The organism is Streptomyces sp. NPDC048337, assembly GCF_043201175.1.
Classification (GTDB): domain Bacteria; phylum Actinomycetota; class Actinomycetes; order Streptomycetales; family Streptomycetaceae; genus Streptomyces.
This window is the reverse complement of record NZ_JBICYR010000027.1, coordinates 38,438-53,138: the sequence shown is the minus strand read 5'-3', so window position 1 is coordinate 53,138 and position 14,701 is coordinate 38,438. Positions and strand designations below refer to the sequence as shown.

Annotated in this window: 16 protein-coding genes; 2 read left to right on the top strand and 14 right to left on the bottom strand. The window is 72.9% G+C overall.

All coding sequences use genetic code 11. The features are described 5' to 3' along the window. Window positions 1-118: 118 nt before the first annotated feature. The gene (locus tag ACGFYU_RS32270) at window positions 119-1,006 is read right to left on the bottom strand and encodes a polysaccharide deacetylase family protein (RefSeq protein ID WP_393830848.1); all 888 of its coding nucleotides are present in this window, start codon (window positions 1,004-1,006) and stop codon (window positions 119-121) included. Next, on the bottom strand, window positions 1,003-1,950 hold the full coding sequence (locus tag ACGFYU_RS32265) for a polysaccharide deacetylase family protein (protein ID WP_393830847.1): 948 nt from the start codon (window positions 1,948-1,950) through the stop codon (window positions 1,003-1,005). The genes ACGFYU_RS32270 and ACGFYU_RS32265 overlap by 4 nt, the downstream gene beginning before the upstream one ends. A gap of 119 nt (window positions 1,951-2,069) precedes the next feature. Between ACGFYU_RS32265 and ACGFYU_RS32260 the strand changes: the two genes are divergently transcribed. Then, window positions 2,070-3,263 carry a methyltransferase domain-containing protein gene (locus ACGFYU_RS32260; protein ID WP_393830846.1) on the top strand — a complete coding sequence of 398 codons (1,194 nt, stop codon included), beginning with the start codon at window positions 2,070-2,072 and terminating at the stop codon, window positions 3,261-3,263. Window positions 3,264-3,494: 231 nt separating this feature from the next. On the opposite strand, the gene ACGFYU_RS32255 is transcribed toward ACGFYU_RS32260, so the two are convergent. The 5 genes from ACGFYU_RS32255 to tsaB are packed head-to-tail and all read right to left on the bottom strand — an operon-like array spanning window position 3,495 to window position 6,731. Then, on the bottom strand, window positions 3,495-4,124 hold the full coding sequence (locus ACGFYU_RS32255) for a hypothetical protein (protein WP_393830845.1): 630 nt from the start codon (window positions 4,122-4,124) through the stop codon (window positions 3,495-3,497). A gap of 31 nt (window positions 4,125-4,155) precedes the next feature. Continuing rightward, window positions 4,156-4,410 carry a hypothetical protein gene (locus tag ACGFYU_RS32250; protein WP_393830874.1) on the bottom strand — a complete coding sequence of 85 codons (255 nt, stop codon included), beginning with the start codon at window positions 4,408-4,410 and terminating at the stop codon, window positions 4,156-4,158. An 8-nt stretch (window positions 4,411-4,418) separates the two neighbouring features. Next, window positions 4,419-5,534 (bottom strand): tRNA (adenosine(37)-N6)-threonylcarbamoyltransferase complex transferase subunit TsaD, encoded by a 1,116-nt coding sequence (gene tsaD, locus ACGFYU_RS32245; protein WP_393830844.1) that lies wholly within the window; start codon window positions 5,532-5,534, stop codon window positions 4,419-4,421. Then, window positions 5,527-6,024 carry a ribosomal protein S18-alanine N-acetyltransferase gene (gene rimI / locus ACGFYU_RS32240; protein ID WP_393830873.1) on the bottom strand — a complete coding sequence of 166 codons (498 nt, stop codon included), beginning with the start codon at window positions 6,022-6,024 and terminating at the stop codon, window positions 5,527-5,529. Before rimI ends, tsaD begins: the two co-directional genes overlap by 8 nt. Before the next feature lie 29 nt (window positions 6,025-6,053). Then, window positions 6,054-6,731, bottom strand: coding sequence for a tRNA (adenosine(37)-N6)-threonylcarbamoyltransferase complex dimerization subunit type 1 TsaB (gene tsaB / locus ACGFYU_RS32235; RefSeq protein ID WP_393830843.1), 678 nt, complete (start codon window positions 6,729-6,731; stop codon window positions 6,054-6,056). A 109-nt stretch (window positions 6,732-6,840) separates the two neighbouring features. Here tsaB and ACGFYU_RS32230 point away from each other — a divergent pair, with 109 nt between their 5' ends. Next, window positions 6,841-7,404 carry a hypothetical protein gene (locus tag ACGFYU_RS32230; RefSeq protein ID WP_393830842.1) on the top strand — a complete coding sequence of 188 codons (564 nt, stop codon included), beginning with the start codon at window positions 6,841-6,843 and terminating at the stop codon, window positions 7,402-7,404. A 32-nt stretch (window positions 7,405-7,436) separates the two neighbouring features. Here the strand turns inward: ACGFYU_RS32230 and ACGFYU_RS32225 are convergent, their stop codons facing one another. The 7 genes from ACGFYU_RS32225 to glmS all read right to left on the bottom strand — a co-directional run bounded on the left by ACGFYU_RS32225 (window position 7,437) and on the right by glmS (window position 14,616). After that, on the bottom strand, window positions 7,437-7,646 hold the full coding sequence (locus ACGFYU_RS32225) for a hypothetical protein (RefSeq protein ID WP_393830841.1): 210 nt from the start codon (window positions 7,644-7,646) through the stop codon (window positions 7,437-7,439). Window positions 7,647-7,762: 116 nt separating this feature from the next. Next, entirely contained in the window at window positions 7,763-8,371 is a 609-nt protein-coding gene (tsaE, locus tag ACGFYU_RS32220; protein WP_393830840.1) for a tRNA (adenosine(37)-N6)-threonylcarbamoyltransferase complex ATPase subunit type 1 TsaE, read from the bottom strand. Next, window positions 8,274-9,455, bottom strand: coding sequence for an alpha/beta fold hydrolase (locus ACGFYU_RS32215; protein ID WP_393830872.1), 1,182 nt, complete (start codon window positions 9,453-9,455; stop codon window positions 8,274-8,276). The genes tsaE and ACGFYU_RS32215 overlap by 98 nt, the downstream gene beginning before the upstream one ends. 80 nt (window positions 9,456-9,535) lie before the next feature. Further along, the gene (gene alr / locus ACGFYU_RS32210) at window positions 9,536-10,672 is read right to left on the bottom strand and encodes an alanine racemase (protein WP_393830839.1); all 1,137 of its coding nucleotides are present in this window, start codon (window positions 10,670-10,672) and stop codon (window positions 9,536-9,538) included. Window positions 10,673-10,970: 298 nt separating this feature from the next. Then, window positions 10,971-12,359, bottom strand: coding sequence for an NAD(P)H-hydrate dehydratase (locus ACGFYU_RS32205; RefSeq protein WP_393830838.1), 1,389 nt, complete (start codon window positions 12,357-12,359; stop codon window positions 10,971-10,973). 26 nt (window positions 12,360-12,385) lie between these two features. Further along, window positions 12,386-12,754, bottom strand: a complete 369-nt coding sequence (locus ACGFYU_RS32200) for a holo-ACP synthase (protein ID WP_393830837.1) — start codon at window positions 12,752-12,754, stop codon at window positions 12,386-12,388. A gap of 14 nt (window positions 12,755-12,768) precedes the next feature. After that, complete coding sequence (gene glmS, locus ACGFYU_RS32195; protein WP_393830836.1) at window positions 12,769-14,616, bottom strand: glutamine--fructose-6-phosphate transaminase (isomerizing); 1,848 nt, start codon at window positions 14,614-14,616, stop codon at window positions 12,769-12,771. Window positions 14,617-14,701: the final 85 nt, after the last annotated feature.

Genomic DNA, 14,701 nt, shown 5'->3' with positions numbered 1-14,701 from the left:
CATTTATCGACGGGTCCAACCTGCTCCACCCGGTCCCTCGTCCGGCGGGTCGCCACAGCGATTCAGCGCCGGTGGGCCGCCCGGCCGTGATCCGCCGGGCAGGCCCCAAGCCCCCGCCCTACAGATAGTCCTCCAGCCGCCCTATCCGGTAGCCCTGCTCCTGTATCCGCTGGAGCATGCGGGTCGTCATCTGGGTTTCCGTCGAGCCCTTGAGTTCGGAGGGGCCGCGGAAGTGGGCCAGGATGATGTCGCCCGGTTTGAGGGCGGAGCCCTCGGCGTACTGGAAGTTGTTGATCTGCATCGAGACCCGCCACAGGACCAGGGACGAGACCCCGCACTCCGAGGCGGCCCGGAGGGTGTCGTCGTTGTAGTTGCCGAAGGGCGGGCGGAAGAGGGGTGGGCGCTTGCCGAAGCGCTTCTCCAGGCGGTCCTGCTGGTCGCATATCTCCTTCTTCTGCGCCGTGAACGGCAGCGTCCGGAGGTTCGGGTGCGTCAGCGTGTGGTTGTTTATCGTGCTCGACGAGCCGTTGTCGCGGAGCTTCTCGAAGTGGCCGTAGTCCGACGAAGCCACGTTGTCCGTCAGGAACATGCTGATCGGCAGCTTCAGGTCGGCTGCCATCTTCAGGAACTCGGGGTCCTTCTCGGCGCCGTCGTCGAAGGTCAGGAAGACGACCTTCTCCCCGGCCGGGACTGGTATTCGGTCGATGACCGGGACCTTGCCCGGGCCGGCCTTCGGGATCTGCGGCTTCTGGGCGGGCTTCGGCGCGTACGCGACGGGGGCCGTCAGGCCCCACTTCTTGTACGCCTCGTCCGACGCGTTCCCCACTGAGGGAGAGGGAGAGGGAGTGGGCGACGGCTTCGCCGACCCCTCCTCGGTCCCGGCCCCCTGCGTCGTCTTGCGCCCCAGCCTCTCGATGGGGTCCACGCTGTCCCCACACCCCGTCAGGGACAGCGCGAGCGCGCCGGCCGCCAGCGTTCCGGCTACGAACCGGCGCGCGTGCTTCACAGATAGTCCTCCAAGCGAGCCACGGCATACCCCTTGTCCGTGACGGTCTTCATGACATGACGGATCATGTCAGGCATCGTGCCCTTCCAGTCTTCCTTGCCCCGGAAGTGCGTGAGGATGATGTCACCGGGGTGCAGATCGCGGTCCCATTCGCGGTAGTCCATCCGGTTTGTGAACGCCTCCGCGTTCCACAGCGGTACCGCCTTGATCCCGCAGGACTTCGCCGCCTTCAGGGTGTCCTGGTTGTAGTTGCCGTACGGCGGCCGGAAGAGGGTCGGGCGCTTGCCGAACTGCTTCTGGATCGTGTCCTGCTGACCGCAGATCTCCTCGCGCTGCTTCTCGTACGAGAGCGCCGGCATGTAGCGGTGGTTGAGCGTGTGGTTGTTCAGGGTGACGCCCGCGGCCTGCATCTCCTTGAAGTACGGGTAGTTGTCCCGCACCAGGTAGTCGCTGAGGAAGGCCGTGTACGGGATCTGCAGCTCCCGCATCATCTTCAGGAACTCGGGGTCCTTCTCCGCTCCGTCGTCGATCGTCAGGAAGACGACCTTCTCCTCCGTCGGGATGGTGGTGAAGACCGGCGGGTACTCCTCCTGGTCCTCGACCTCGAAGCCGTCCCGGGTGGTGATCTCGGGCTTCGCCTTCGGTGCGGCCGGGGCGGTCAGCGGCACCTTGCGCAGGCCCCACTTCTTCGCCGCGACGACGCGCGCCTGCTGGGCCGCCTTCGCCTTCTCGGCGGCGCTGAGGGCGCCCGCCGCGGCCGCCCCGGCGCCCTTGGCCGCCTTCTCCTTCTCGGCCTTGTCCGGTGCCCCGGACCCCGCGGAGCAGGCCGTGCCGAGGGCGGCTACCAGCAGGGCGGCCACGGCCACCCCGAACCGGCCGCGCGGACCCGCCGCGTACCGGTGACCCAGTTGCGTCTTATCTTCCTTTTGTCGTACTAGCTGCATAGCTGCGCATCCTGGCACCCGGCACACGGGCTTCCCGGAAGACACCGCGAGCGGAGTTCCACCTTCCTTCGACTGGCCCACAGCGATCGGCCTTCCGTTCCGTCGCCGACAATGGATCCGTGACCCCCGAAGACTTCGCCGCCCTCCTCACCCCCGAGGGGCACGCCCTCCTCGACTCGCTCCGCGACTACGACCCCGCCCAGGAGCTGGCCGTCGCCACCCGGCTGCGCCGCGAGCACCCCGCCGGGCTGGTCTCCGCCGCGCTCGGGCAGGCCCGGCTGCGGCAGCGCGCGGTGGCGAAGTTCGGGGCGGAGGACGCGTTCCGGATGTACTTCACGCCGGGCGGCGGGGAGATGGCCACGCGCGCGTCCGTGGCCTCGTACCGGGCCGGGCGCCTCGCCGACCTGGGCGTACGGTCGCTCGCGGACCTGTGCTGCGGCATCGGCGGGGACGCCATCGCGCTGGCGCGGCTCAGCATCCGGGTGCTCGCGGTCGACCACGACCCGCTGACCGTCGCCGTCGCGCGGGCCAACGCCGAGGCGCTGGGGCTGGCGGACCTGATCGAGGTGCGGGAGGCGGACGTGACGGAGGTGGACGTCTCCGGCTACGACGCCGTCTTCATCGACCCGGCCCGGCGCGGCGGGCGCGGCCGGATCTTCGACCCCGAGTCCTACTCGCCGCCGCTGTCGTGGGCCGTGGAGACGGCCCGTACGGCGAAGTACGCCGCCATCAAGATCGCGCCCGGGATCCCGCACGAGGCGGTGCCGGAAGAGGCCGAGGCCGAGTGGATCTCCGACCAGGGGGACGTGAAGGAGGCGGTGCTCTGGTTCGGGACCGCGCCCGGGACCGTGCGCGCCACGCTGCTGCCCGGGCCGCGGGCCCTGCACACGGCCGATCCGCTGCCCGATCCCGAGGCGGGGCCGGTCGGCCGCTGGCTGTATGAGCCCGACGGCGCCGTGATCCGGGCGCACCTCGTCGCGGAGGTCGCCGAAGGGCTGGACGGGCGGCTGATCGACCCGACGATCGCCTACATCACCGCTGATGAGCTGCGCGAGACGCCGTACGCGACGGCGTACGAGATCACCGATGTGCTGCCGTTCGGCCTGAAGAAGCTGAAGGCGCTGCTGCGGGAGCGGGGGGTGGGGGTGCTGACCGTGAAGAAGCGGGGGTCGGCGATCGAGCCGGAGGAACTCCGCAGGAAGGTGAAGCCGGTGGGGCTGAATTCGGCGACGGTGTTTCTGACGCGGGTGGCGGGGGCGCCGTCGATGTTGATCGGGGCGCCGGCCGTGCCGACCGCGGCTGCGCCGCGCTGATCCCGCCCTTCGCCTGCCGCGCCGCCGCGCAAGCGGCCCCGGGCTGCGCCCGGGCTCCCCTGGGCTCCACCCCAGACCCCGCGCCTCAAACGCCGGCGGGGCTGGATTTTGCCGCGCCCAGTACCCGGGTGCGGGTACAGGATTCGGGGCTCCGCCCCGCACCCCGCGCCTCAAACGCCCGCCGGGCTGGAATCTGCCGCGCCGCGCACGCGGGCGGGTACAGGGTTCGGCTCAGTGCCGTCGGGCCCCGCTGAAGGCTCGGAGGGCCCAGCGGTAGTGGGCGGTGGCTTTGGCTGCGCCCAGGAGGGCGGTGATCCAGAGGATCATGCCGATGCCCATGACGTACGTGATCAAGCCGTACGCACCCTTGCCCGGACGGACGGTCGCGGCGGTGCCGAAGGTGACCCACAGGCCGAGGGCGCCCAGGACGAAGGAGGACAGGAGCCAGGTCAGGCTTCGGCCCGGCGCGCGTAGCCGGGAGTCAGTCGCCGGATCCCGGTCCGCCTCCGCCCACGCGGACAGCAGTCGCCGCACCTCGCGGTCCCGCCGGGCGCCCCAGACGAACCAGAACCCGGTCGGGATCAGCACCCCCGCCCCGAGGACGGCGTAGACGGGGACGAAGACGGCGGAGAGGCCGTCGTCCGACTCGTGGGCCATCACGGCCATGCCGACGAAGGTCCAGCCGAGGGCGAAGACCGCCGAGACGGTCCAGAGGAGCAGCAGCCGTCCGAGGCCCAGGCTGCGCTTGACCAGGTCGCGCAGGAAGAGCGCGCGGTCGGCCCGCAGGACGGTCTCGTCCATCCAGGCGCGCATGTGCGCGGGGGGCGGCGGAGGGGGCAGGTCACGGTGGGACGCGGGCATGGGCATGACCATAACCGCATCCCCCGCCCGGTCAGGCCCCGGTGACCTCGACCGACTCGAACCGCCAGCGGTGCACCGCCCGGGTGATCAAGTCAGGGGCGGGCTCCGGCAGTTCGGGGAGGTCCGCCGAGATCCCCTCGGCCGTCTCCCACCACGTGATCACGAGCACCCGGTCCTGCGGGGCCCGGAGCACCTCGCGGCGCACCGGCTCCCGGGCGAGGATCTGGGCGCGCGCCCACTCCAGCAGTTCGTTGCCCCGGCCCGCGACGGCCCGGGCCTCCCACATGAGTGCGATCACGAGTAGAGGTTGTCCTTGCTCAGTTCGTGTACGTGATCGTGGGAGTGGGAGTGACCGTGAGCGTGGGACGTACCCGGAACGTGCGGGTCCGTCACCGGCAGCGAGGAGTCCGCCGAGAGGTCCCAGTCCGAGGCCGCCCGGTTCCGCTTGACCATCTCCGCGCCCAGCGCCGCCACCATCGCGCCGTTGTCGGTGCACAGCTTGGGCCGCGGCACGCGCAGGATGATCCCCGCGTCGTCGCACCGCTCCTGCGCCAGCGAGCGGAGCCGGGAATTGGCCGCCACACCGCCGCCGATCATCAGGTGGTCGACGCCCTCGTCCTTGCACGCCCGGATCGCCTTGCGGGTGAGGACGTCCACCACCGCCTCCTGGAAGGAGGCCGCCACGTCGCGTACCGGAACCTCCTCGCCCGCCTTCCGCTTCGCCTCGATCCAGCGGGCGACCGCCGTCTTGAGGCCGGAGAAGGAGAAGTCGTACGCCGCGTCGCGCGGCCCCGTCAGCCCGCGCGGGAAGTTGATCGCCTTCGGGTCGCCCTCGCGCGCGAGCCGGTCGATGACCGGGCCGCCGGGGAAGCCCAGTTGCAGCACGCGCGCGATCTTGTCGAAGGCCTCGCCCGCCGCGTCGTCGATGGTCGCGCCGAGCGGGCGGACGTCGCTGGTGATGTCCGGGGCGAGGAGCAGCGAGGAGTGGCCGCCGGAGACCAGCAGGGCCATCGTCGGCTCGGGCAGCGGGCCGTGTTCCAGCTGGTCCACGCAGATGTGCGAGGCCAGGTGGTTCACCCCGTACAGCGGCTTGCCGAGCGCGTACGCGTACGCCTTGGCGGCCGAGACGCCCACGAGCAGTGCCCCCGCCAGGCCGGGGCCGGCCGTGACCGCGATGCCGTCGAGGTCGCGGGCGCTGACGCCGGCCTCCTTCAGGGCGCGCTCGATGGTGGGGACCATCGCCTCCAGGTGGGCCCGCGAGGCGACCTCGGGCACGACCCCGCCGAAGCGGGCGTGCTCGTCGACGCTCGACGCGACCGCGTCCGCGAGGAGCGTGGTGCCCCGGACGATGCCGACGCCGGTCTCGTCGCAGGAGGTCTCGATGCCGAGGACGAGAGGTTCGTCAGCCATTGCTCTCACTGCTCTCACTGCTCTCAGGGTTATCGGTGTTCTCAGGGGTCATGGTCAGCCGCATCACGAGCGCGTCCACGTTGCCGGGCTGGTAGTAGCCCCGCCGGAAGCCGATGGGCTCGAAGCCGAAGCGCTCGTAGAGCTTCTGGGCGCGGGCGTTGTCCACCCGTACCTCCAGCAGCACCTCGGCGCACTCGAACGCGGTGGCGGCACGCAGCAGTTCGGTCAGGAGCCGGGCGCCGAGCCCGGTCCCCCACTGGTCGCGGGCCGCCGCGATGGTCTGTACGTCGGCCAGGTCCCCGGCGGCGGCGAGGCCGGCGTAGCCCACCAGTCGGCCGGTCCCCGGGGCCTCGGCGACGACGTACCGGCGCGTGGCCTGCGGGCCGCGGGCGTGGGCGAGCTCGGACCAGAACATGCCGGCGGACCAGGCGTCCTCGGGGAACAGCTCGTGCTCCAGTTCCAGCACGGGTGCGATATCCCACCAGCGCATCTCGCGCAGCACGACATCAGGGGCGGGCGTCACTGCGGGGTGACCACCTTGTAGTTCTTGGGCACCTGCGCGTCGGGGCGGCGCAGGTAGAGCGGGGTCGGAGGCAGGCCCCCGCTGTTTTCAAACGCCGCCCCGGCGGCCAGTCGTTCCGCGGCCAGGGAGGCCAGGGCCGCGGCGGACTGGTGCTCAGGGCCCCGCGCGTCCGGGAAGACCTCCGGGTACAGCAGCGCGCCCTGGCCCACCGCGGGGACTCCCGCGACCTGCTCGGCGATGTCGGCCGGGCGGTCCACGGCGGGCTCGCCGACGCGTGTGCGCGGGTCCTCGTAGCGCGCCCAGTAGACCTCCTTGCGCCGCGCGTCGGTGGCGACGGTGAAGGGGCCCTCGATCCCGGCGGCCCCGGCGGCGTAGGCGAGTCCGTCGAGGGTGCACAGGCCGTGCACGGGAACGCCCAGCACGGCGGCGAAGGTGGAGGCCGTGACGAGGCCGACGCGCAGCCCGGTGTAGGGGCCGGGGCCGACGCCGACGACGATGCCGGTGACGGCTTCGAGCTTCACCCCGGCCTCGGCGAGCACCTGGTCCACGGAGGGCAGGAGCAGCTCCCCGTGGCGGCGGGCGTCGACCTGGTTCGACTCGGCGAGGACGTTCTCGCCGTCGTGCAGGGCGACGGTGACGGCGGGCGTGGCGGTATCTACAGCGAGCAAGAGCACGCGAACAGCCTACGACTCCTTGAACCCGGGCCCTTGCGGCCGGGCACGGAGCGGGTCGGCTGCTACCTTTCGATCAGGTAATCCAGGCGGCGCGGAGAGGTGGAGCAAGGTGGCACGCAGCAGCTCGGGAATCGTGGCCGGGCTCACCGCCGCGGCGATCGCCGCCGTCGGCTTCCTCGGCTACCAGGCATCCGCGACGGCTCCCGCCCGCCCCCCGAAGGCGGCCCCGCAGGCCCCGGCCCCCGCTCCGAGCCAGTCCGCCGCCAAGCAGGACCCGTCGAAGCCGGTGCCCGTCCCGGAGGGCTCCGGCACCGGGGTGCGCGTCGTGTACTCGGTGGGCCAGAAGCGGGTCTGGCTGGTGGGCGACCCCGCGGCCGGCCAGCAGCCGAAGTCCTTCACGGTGATGCCGAGCACGGTGCACCCGCAGGCCGGCAGCTACGTGGTCGGCTCCCGCTCGGGTGCGGTCACCGGTTCGGACGGGGTGCCGATCGAGCACGTCGTACGGTTCGCCAACACGGACGGCGTGGCGATCGGCTTCAGCGCCCGCGCGGACGGCGCGACGCCGGAGCCCGACCCGAACAAGAAGACCGGCGGCATCCGCATGACGAAGGCCGACGGAGACGCGATGTGGGCCTTCGCGACGATCAACTCCAAGGTCGTCGTCGTTCCCTGACGCCAGTCGGAACTTTCACCCGTACGGGCTACTCAGGCCGCTTCGGAACCCGCTTCCGGAGCGGCCTCTTCGCCGACCGCGCCCGCGGCGCCCTCCGGCTCGCCGCCCTCCGGCGCGTCCGGTGCGTGGTGCCGCGCGGGCGGAGTCGATACGGCGGTGGCGGCCACGCCCGCGGCGAGCAGCGCCCGCATGGACACACCGGACGGACGGGGGTCGCGCGGTGCTCCCGCTGGTGCCGACATGGCTGCCTCCTGGGCCCCGGAACGCCGAACTTAGGCATACCTAAGAAACTCTCGGTACCATGGGACCACGCCCGCGACCACGGGCGCAATATCTTGCCGACGAGTTGTCGGTACGTTTACTCCGAGCGCGCGACCGCGAGCGCGTCCAGCCCGGCCCCGTCGGCCCAGCGCGCCCCGATCCCGCGGACCGAGACCTCCCGTACGTCGTCCAGGACCTCCTCGTGGCCGACCGCCCGCGCGATCACCACGTGCAGCCGGTCCTCGGAGAGCTCCTCCACCTTGCCGTCGCCCCACTCCACGACGACCACGGACTCGGGCAGCGAGACGTCGAGGTCCAGGTCCTCCATCTCGTCCAGCCCGCCGCCCAGCCGGTACGCGTCCACGTGCACCAGCGGCGGCCCGTCGCCCAGGGACGGGTGCACCCGGGCGATCACGAAGGTCGGCGAGGTCACGGCCCCGCGCACGTTCAGGCCCTCGCCGAGGCCGCGGGTCAGCGTGGTCTTGCCCGCGCCCAGCTCGCCGGTGAGCAGCACCAGGTCACCGGGGCGCAGCAGGCGGGCGATGCCGCGGCCCAGCTCCTGCATCGCGTCCGGGGAGTCGACGGTGACCCGGGTCTCGACCGCGCCCTCAGGCGCCGGTGCCGGTGTCGCGGCTGGCGCCGCCGCCTGCACTTCTGCCGGTTCCGGTGCCTGGCTGCGCTGCGCTTCGAGCGGTGCTTCTTCCATGTCCGCCAACGTTAGTCGGTGCGGCGCCCGGCACCGCCCCGGTGCGCGCCAGCAGCTCGGTCAGCAGCCCCGTCACGGTCTCCGGGCGTTCCAGCATCATCAGGTGCCCGGTGGACTCCAGGACCACCAGCTCGGCGCCCGGCAGCTCCTCCTTGATGGCCACGCTGTGCCCGGGCGGGGTGATCATGTCCTTGTCCCCGGCGATGACGGTGACGGGGATGTCCGCGAAGCGCTGGAGCGCGGCGGTCTTGTCGTGGGTCTGGAAGACCGGGTAGAACTCGGCGACCACGTCGATCGGGGTGGCCTCGATCAGCCGCTCGGCGAAGCGCGCGACGCCCGGGTCCACGTCCCGGGATCCGAACGAGTACATCTTGATCATGCCGGCGAAGAGGTCGGCGGTGGCCCTGCGGCCCTTCTCCACCAGCTCGACCTGGGACCCGAGCGCCTTCAGCACACCCGGCAGGAGCTTGCGCACGGCTCCCACCCCGACGGAGGGAAGTCCGTACGTCACCTCGTCGAGGCGGCCACTGGAGGTGCCGACCAGGGCGACGCCGACGACGCGGTCGCGCACGGTCTCGGGGAACTGCTCGGCGAATCCCATGATGGTCATTCCGCCCATCGAGTGACCCACGAGGACGATCGGGCCCTCGGGGGCGGTCGCGTCGATGACGGCCTTCAGGTCGCGGCCGAGCTGGTCGATGGTCACCGGCTCGCCGTCCGCCTGGGCCAGGCCGCGGCCACTGCGGCCGTGGCTGCGCTGGTCCCAGTAGACCGCGCGGACCATGCCGCGCAGGGCGGCGCGCTGGAAGTGCCAGGAGTCCTGGCTCAGGCAGTAGCCGTGGCAGAGGACGACGGTGGCCGGGGGTGCGGGCTTGCGGCGCATGCGGCGCCGTTTGCCCTCCTCCGGCAGCTCGTCGACCTCGTAGTGGAGCAGCGTGCCGTCCTCGGCCCGGCAGGTCCCCTCGGAGCCGCGCAGGGACCCGTAGTCCCCGGCCGCGTCGAGGGCCAGGCGCGCCTTCCTGCGCATGCCGCGTCCGACGGTGATCCGTTCGACCGCGACACCGGCCGCCGCACCAGCGGCCATCACGCCGATGGCGGCGCCCGCCCAGCCGGCCTTGCGCCAGTTCTCGCTCACGCCGCTCACGCCGCCGCCCTCGCTCCGTGTCAGGCGCCCAGGTACACCCGGGGCACGCGCCCTCCGATACGGGTGACGATCTCATACGCGATGGTGTGTGCCGCTTGAGCCCAGTCCTCGGCGGTGGGCTCGCCGCGCTCCGCGTCCCCGAAGATGACGGCCTCGTCGCCGACGCGGGCCTGGTCACCGCCCAGGTCCACGACGAACTGGTCCATGGCCACGCGGCCGGCGACGTGCCGGACCGTGCCGCCGACGAGGACGGGGCCGCGGCCGGAGGCCTGCCGCGGGATGCCGTCGGCGTAGCCCGCCGGGACCAGCGCGAGGGTGGTCTCGCTGTCCGTGACGTAGTGGTGCCCGTAGCTCACGCCGTGCCCGGCCGGGACGGTCTTGACCAGCGCGAGGGAGGCCTTGAGCGTCATGGCGGGGCGCAGGCCGAGCTGGGCGGGGGTGCCGAGCTCGGGCGCGGGCGAGACCCCGTAGACGGCCAGGCCGCAGCGGACCAGGTCGAAGTGGGACTCGGGGAGGGTGAGGGTGGCGGGCGAGTTGGCGATGTGCCGGACCTCGGGCTCGACGCCCTCCTTCTCGGCGTACGCGAGCATGTCGCGGAAGGCGGCGAGCTGGAGCTGGATGGAGGGGTGGCCGGGCTCGTCGGCGCAGGCGAAGTGCGACCAGACGCCGGTGACGTTGACGGTGCCCTCGGCCTGGGCGGCGACCGCGGCCCCGACGAGCTCGGCCCAGTCGGCGGGCTGGCAGCCGTTGCGGCCGAGGCCGGTGTCGGCCTTGAGTTGGATGCGGGCGGGGCGGCCGGTGGCGCGGGCGGCCTTCTTCACCTCGTCCAGGGCCCACATCCCGCTGACGGAGACGTCGAGGTCGGCCTCGACGGCCTCCCGCCAGGGCCCGCCGGGGGTCCACAGCCAGCACATGATCCGGCCCTCGACGCCGGCGGCGCGGAGCGCGAGAGCCTCGTCGGGCGTGGCGGTCCCGAGCCAGGTGGCACCGGCCTCCTGGGCGGCCTTGGCGCAGGCCAGGGCCCCGTGCCCGTAGGCGTCCGCCTTGACCACGGCCATCAACTCGGCGCGGGGGGCCCGCTCGCGCAACGCGCGCACGTTCGCCCGTACGGCGTCAAGATCGATCTCGGCGTACACGCGCGTCGGTGTCTCGTTCATTGCGCACAGTCTCTCAGAGTCCCCGGCGAACCCCCGGACGCAGCCCTTCCGCTGCGCGGGCCGCTCCCCGGTCCGGCGGTGCCCGTCCCCGCTGCGCGGAGCCCCTCCCCGCCCCGCCCTTCCTCCGTTCCCCGGGCTCCGCCCGGACCCGCGCCTCAAACTTCGGCGGGGCTGGAAGTGTCCCCGCGGCTCAGAGGTCCGCTGGGCGCACATCCAGGCCTACGCCGGCCAAATCCAGCCCCGCCGGCGTTTGAGGCGCGGGGTCTGGGGCGGAGCCCCAGCGGCGGCGCGGCACATGTCAGGCGTCGCGGGCGTCCCGCCAGGCGGATGGGAGGGCCTCGGCCACCTGGTGCGCCAGCAAAGGGCCTCCCACGCGGCGGGCCGCCAGGCCGTGGAGGTAGGCCGCCACCGCACCCGCGTCCGGGCCGGACAGGCCAGAGGCCAGGAGGGACCCGGCGAGGCCCGACAGGACGTCACCGCTGCCGGCCGTGGCCAGCCAGGGCGTCCCCGTCGGGTTCACCCGAACGGGACCCCCGCCGGAGGCGACCAGCGTCGTCGAGCCCTTCAGCAGCACCGACACCCCGTACCGCCGCGCGAGCGACCGCACCGCCGCCAGCCGCCCCGCCTCCACCGACTCCCGCGAGACCCCCCGCAGCGCCGCCGCCTCCCCCGCGTGCGGGGTCAGCAGGGTCGCGGCCGTCCGGGCCCGCAGCACCTCCGGGTCCAGCCCCCGCAGCCCGTCCGCGTCCACCAGTACCGGGACGTCCCGCGCGAGCAGCTCCGCGACCTCCCCGGCGCGCCCCTCCCCCAGCCCCGGCCCGACCACCCACGCCTGTACCCGCCCCGGCCCGATCAGCGTCTCCGGGTACCGGGCCAGCACCGCGTCCGCCGCCGGCCCCACGTACCGCACGGCGCCCGCCCCGCCCCGCAGCGCGCCGGCCACGGCCAGCACGGCCGCCCCCGGGTACTGCGCGGAGCCGGCGACGATCCCGACCACGCCCCGCCGGTACTTGTCGCTCGACGCCGTCGGCTCCGGCAGCAGCCCCGCCACATCGGCGTGCTGGAGCGCCTCCACCTCCGGCTCCGGGAGTTCGAGCCCGATGTCCACGAGCCGCACCACGCCCGCCCGCGAGGCCCCGGGGTCGATCAGCAGCCCGGGCTTGTACGCCCCGAAGGTCACCGTCACATCGGCCCGCACCGCCGGCCCCGCGACCTCGCCGCTGTCCGCGTCCACCCCGCTCGGCAGGTCCACCGCGACCACCGGCACCCCCGGCGGGATCCGCTCCACCAGCGCCGCGGCCGCCGGCCGCAGCCCGCCCCGGCCGCCGATCCCGAGCAGTCCGTCCAGTACGAGGTCCGCGCGCTGCGGGACGGCCTCCTCGACCCGTCCCCCGGCGGCCCGCAGCGCGGCGAGCCCGCCCGCGTGCATCCGCTCCGGATCCATCGGCACCGCCGTCACCCCGGCCCCGCGCCGCGCCAGCCGGGCGCCCGCGTACAGGGCGTCGCCGCCGTTGTCCCCGGGCCCCACGAGCAGCACGATCCGCGCCCCGTACACCCTCCGGAGCAGCCCCGCGCAGACGGCGGCCAGCCCGGCCGCGGCCCGCTGCATCAGGGCGCCCTCGGGCAGCCTCGCCATCAACTCCCGCTCGGCGGCCCGTACGGTCTCCACGCTGTAAGCAGTACGCATGCCACCACCCTGCCCCACGGCGGGCGTCATCCCTCGGCGATCACCACGGCGGACGCGACACCGGCGTCGTGGCTCAGCGAGATGTGCCAGGACTTCACGCCCAGCGCCAGGGCCCGCGCCTCGACCGTCCCCGACACCCGCAGCCGCGGCTGCCCGGAGTCCTCGACGTACACCTCGGCATCGGTCCACAGCAGCCCGCCGGGCGCGCCCAGCGCCTTGGCCAGGGCTTCCTTCGCCGCGAACCGGGCGGCGAGCGAGGCGGTTCCGCGCCGCTCGCCGCTCGGCAGGCTCAACTCGGCGTCGACGAACAGCCGCTGCGCCAGGTTCGGCGTGCGCTCCAGCGCGGCGCCGAACCGCTCGATCTCCGCGACGTCGATCCCCACGCCGATGATCACAACAACAACCCCAACTACTCCACGGTGACGGACTTTGCGAGGTTACGCGGCTGGTCCACCTCGTTCCCCCGCGCGGTCGCCAGTTCGCACGCGAACACCTGCAGCGGCACCGTCGCCACCAGCGGCTGGAGCAGCGTCGGCGTGGCCGGGATGCGGATCAGGTGGTCGGCGTACGGGACGACCGCCTCGTCGCCCTCCTCCGCGATCACGATGGTCCGCGCCCCGCGCGCCCGGATCTCCTGGATGTTCGACACGATCTTGTCGTGGAGCACCGAACGGCCGCGCGGCGACGGCACGACGACCACCACCGGCAGGTCCTCCTCGATCAGCGCGATCGGCCCGTGCTTGAGCTCGCCCGCCGCGAAACCCTCGGCGTGCATGTACGCCAGCTCCTTGAGCTTGAGCGCACCCTCCAGCGCCACCGGGTAGCCGACGTGCCGCCCAAGGAACAGCACGGTGTTCTTGTCGGCCAGCGACCGCGCCAGCGCCCGTACCGGCTCCATCGTCTCCAGTACGGTGTCCACCGCCGCGGCGATGTCCGACAACTCGCGGATCACCGCCTCGATCTCGTCGCCCCACTTGGTGCCCCGCACCTGCCCGAGGTACAGCGCGACCAGGTAGCAGGCCACCAGCTGCGTGAGGAAGGCCTTGGTCGAGGCGACGGCCACCTCCGGACCGGCGTGCGTGTACAGCACGGCATCCGATTCGCGCGGGATCGTCGACCCGTTCGTATTGCAGATGGCCAGTACCTTGGCGCCCTGCTCGCGCGCGTGCCGCAGCGCCATCAGGGTGTCCATGGTCTCGCCGGACTGCGAGATCGCGACCACCAGCGTCCGCTGGTCCAGGATCGGGTCGCGGTAGCGGAACTCGCTCGCCAGCTCCGTCTCGCACGGGATGCGGGTCCAGTGCTCGATGGCCAGCTTCGCGATCATGCCCGCGTGGTACGCCGTACCGCACGCCACGATCACGACCTTGTCGACCTCCCTGAGCACCGAGTCCGGGATGCGCACCTCGTCCAGGGTCAGCGAGCCGCTCGCGTCGATCCTGCCCAGGAGGGTGTCGGCGACAGCCTTCGGCTGCTCCGCGATCTCCTTGAGCATGAAGTAGTCGTATCCCCCCTTCTCGGCCGCCGAGGCGTCCCAGTCCACGTGGTACGCCCGCACGGACGCGGGCGTACCGTCGAAGTTGGTCACCGAGACCCCGTCGCGGCGGAGCTCGACGACCTGGTCCTGCCCCAGCTCGATCGCGGACCGGGTGTGGGCGATGAAGGCGGCCACGTCCGAGGCGAGGAAGTTCTCACCCTCTCCAACGCCCACCACCAGGGGCGAGTTCCGGCGCGCGCCGACCACCACGTCCGGCTCGTCGGCGTGCACCGCGACGAGGGTGAAGGCCCCCTCCAGGCGCCGGCACACCAGCCGCATCGACGCCGCGAGGTCCGCGGTCGCCGAGAACTCCTCGGCGAGCAGGTGGGCCACGACCTCGGTGTCCGTCTCGGACTCCAGCCGGTGTCCGCGCTCGGCCAGTTCGGCGCGCAGCACGGCGAAGTTCTCGATGATGCCGTTGTGGACGACGGCCACCCGGCCGGAGTTGTCCAGGTGGGGATGGGCGTTGGCGTCGGTGGGCCCGCCGTGGGTGGCCCACCGGGTGTGCCCGAGCCCGGTGGAACCGGCCGGCAGCGGGTTGCCGACCAGTTCCTTCTCCAGGTTGACCAGCTTCCCGGCCTTCTTGACGGCGGCCAGCCCCCCGTCGGCGAGCACGGCGATCCCCGCCGAGTCGTAGCCGCGGTACTCCAGCCGCTTGAGTCCGGCGATGACCACATCGAGCGCCGACTGCGCTCCCACGTAACCCACAATTCCGCACATAGGCCGCAGCGTACGCCGATGTCGGCCGTCTGCCCCGTACCTGAACGAGACGAAAAACCCGCCCCGGCGAATGCGCCGGAGCGGG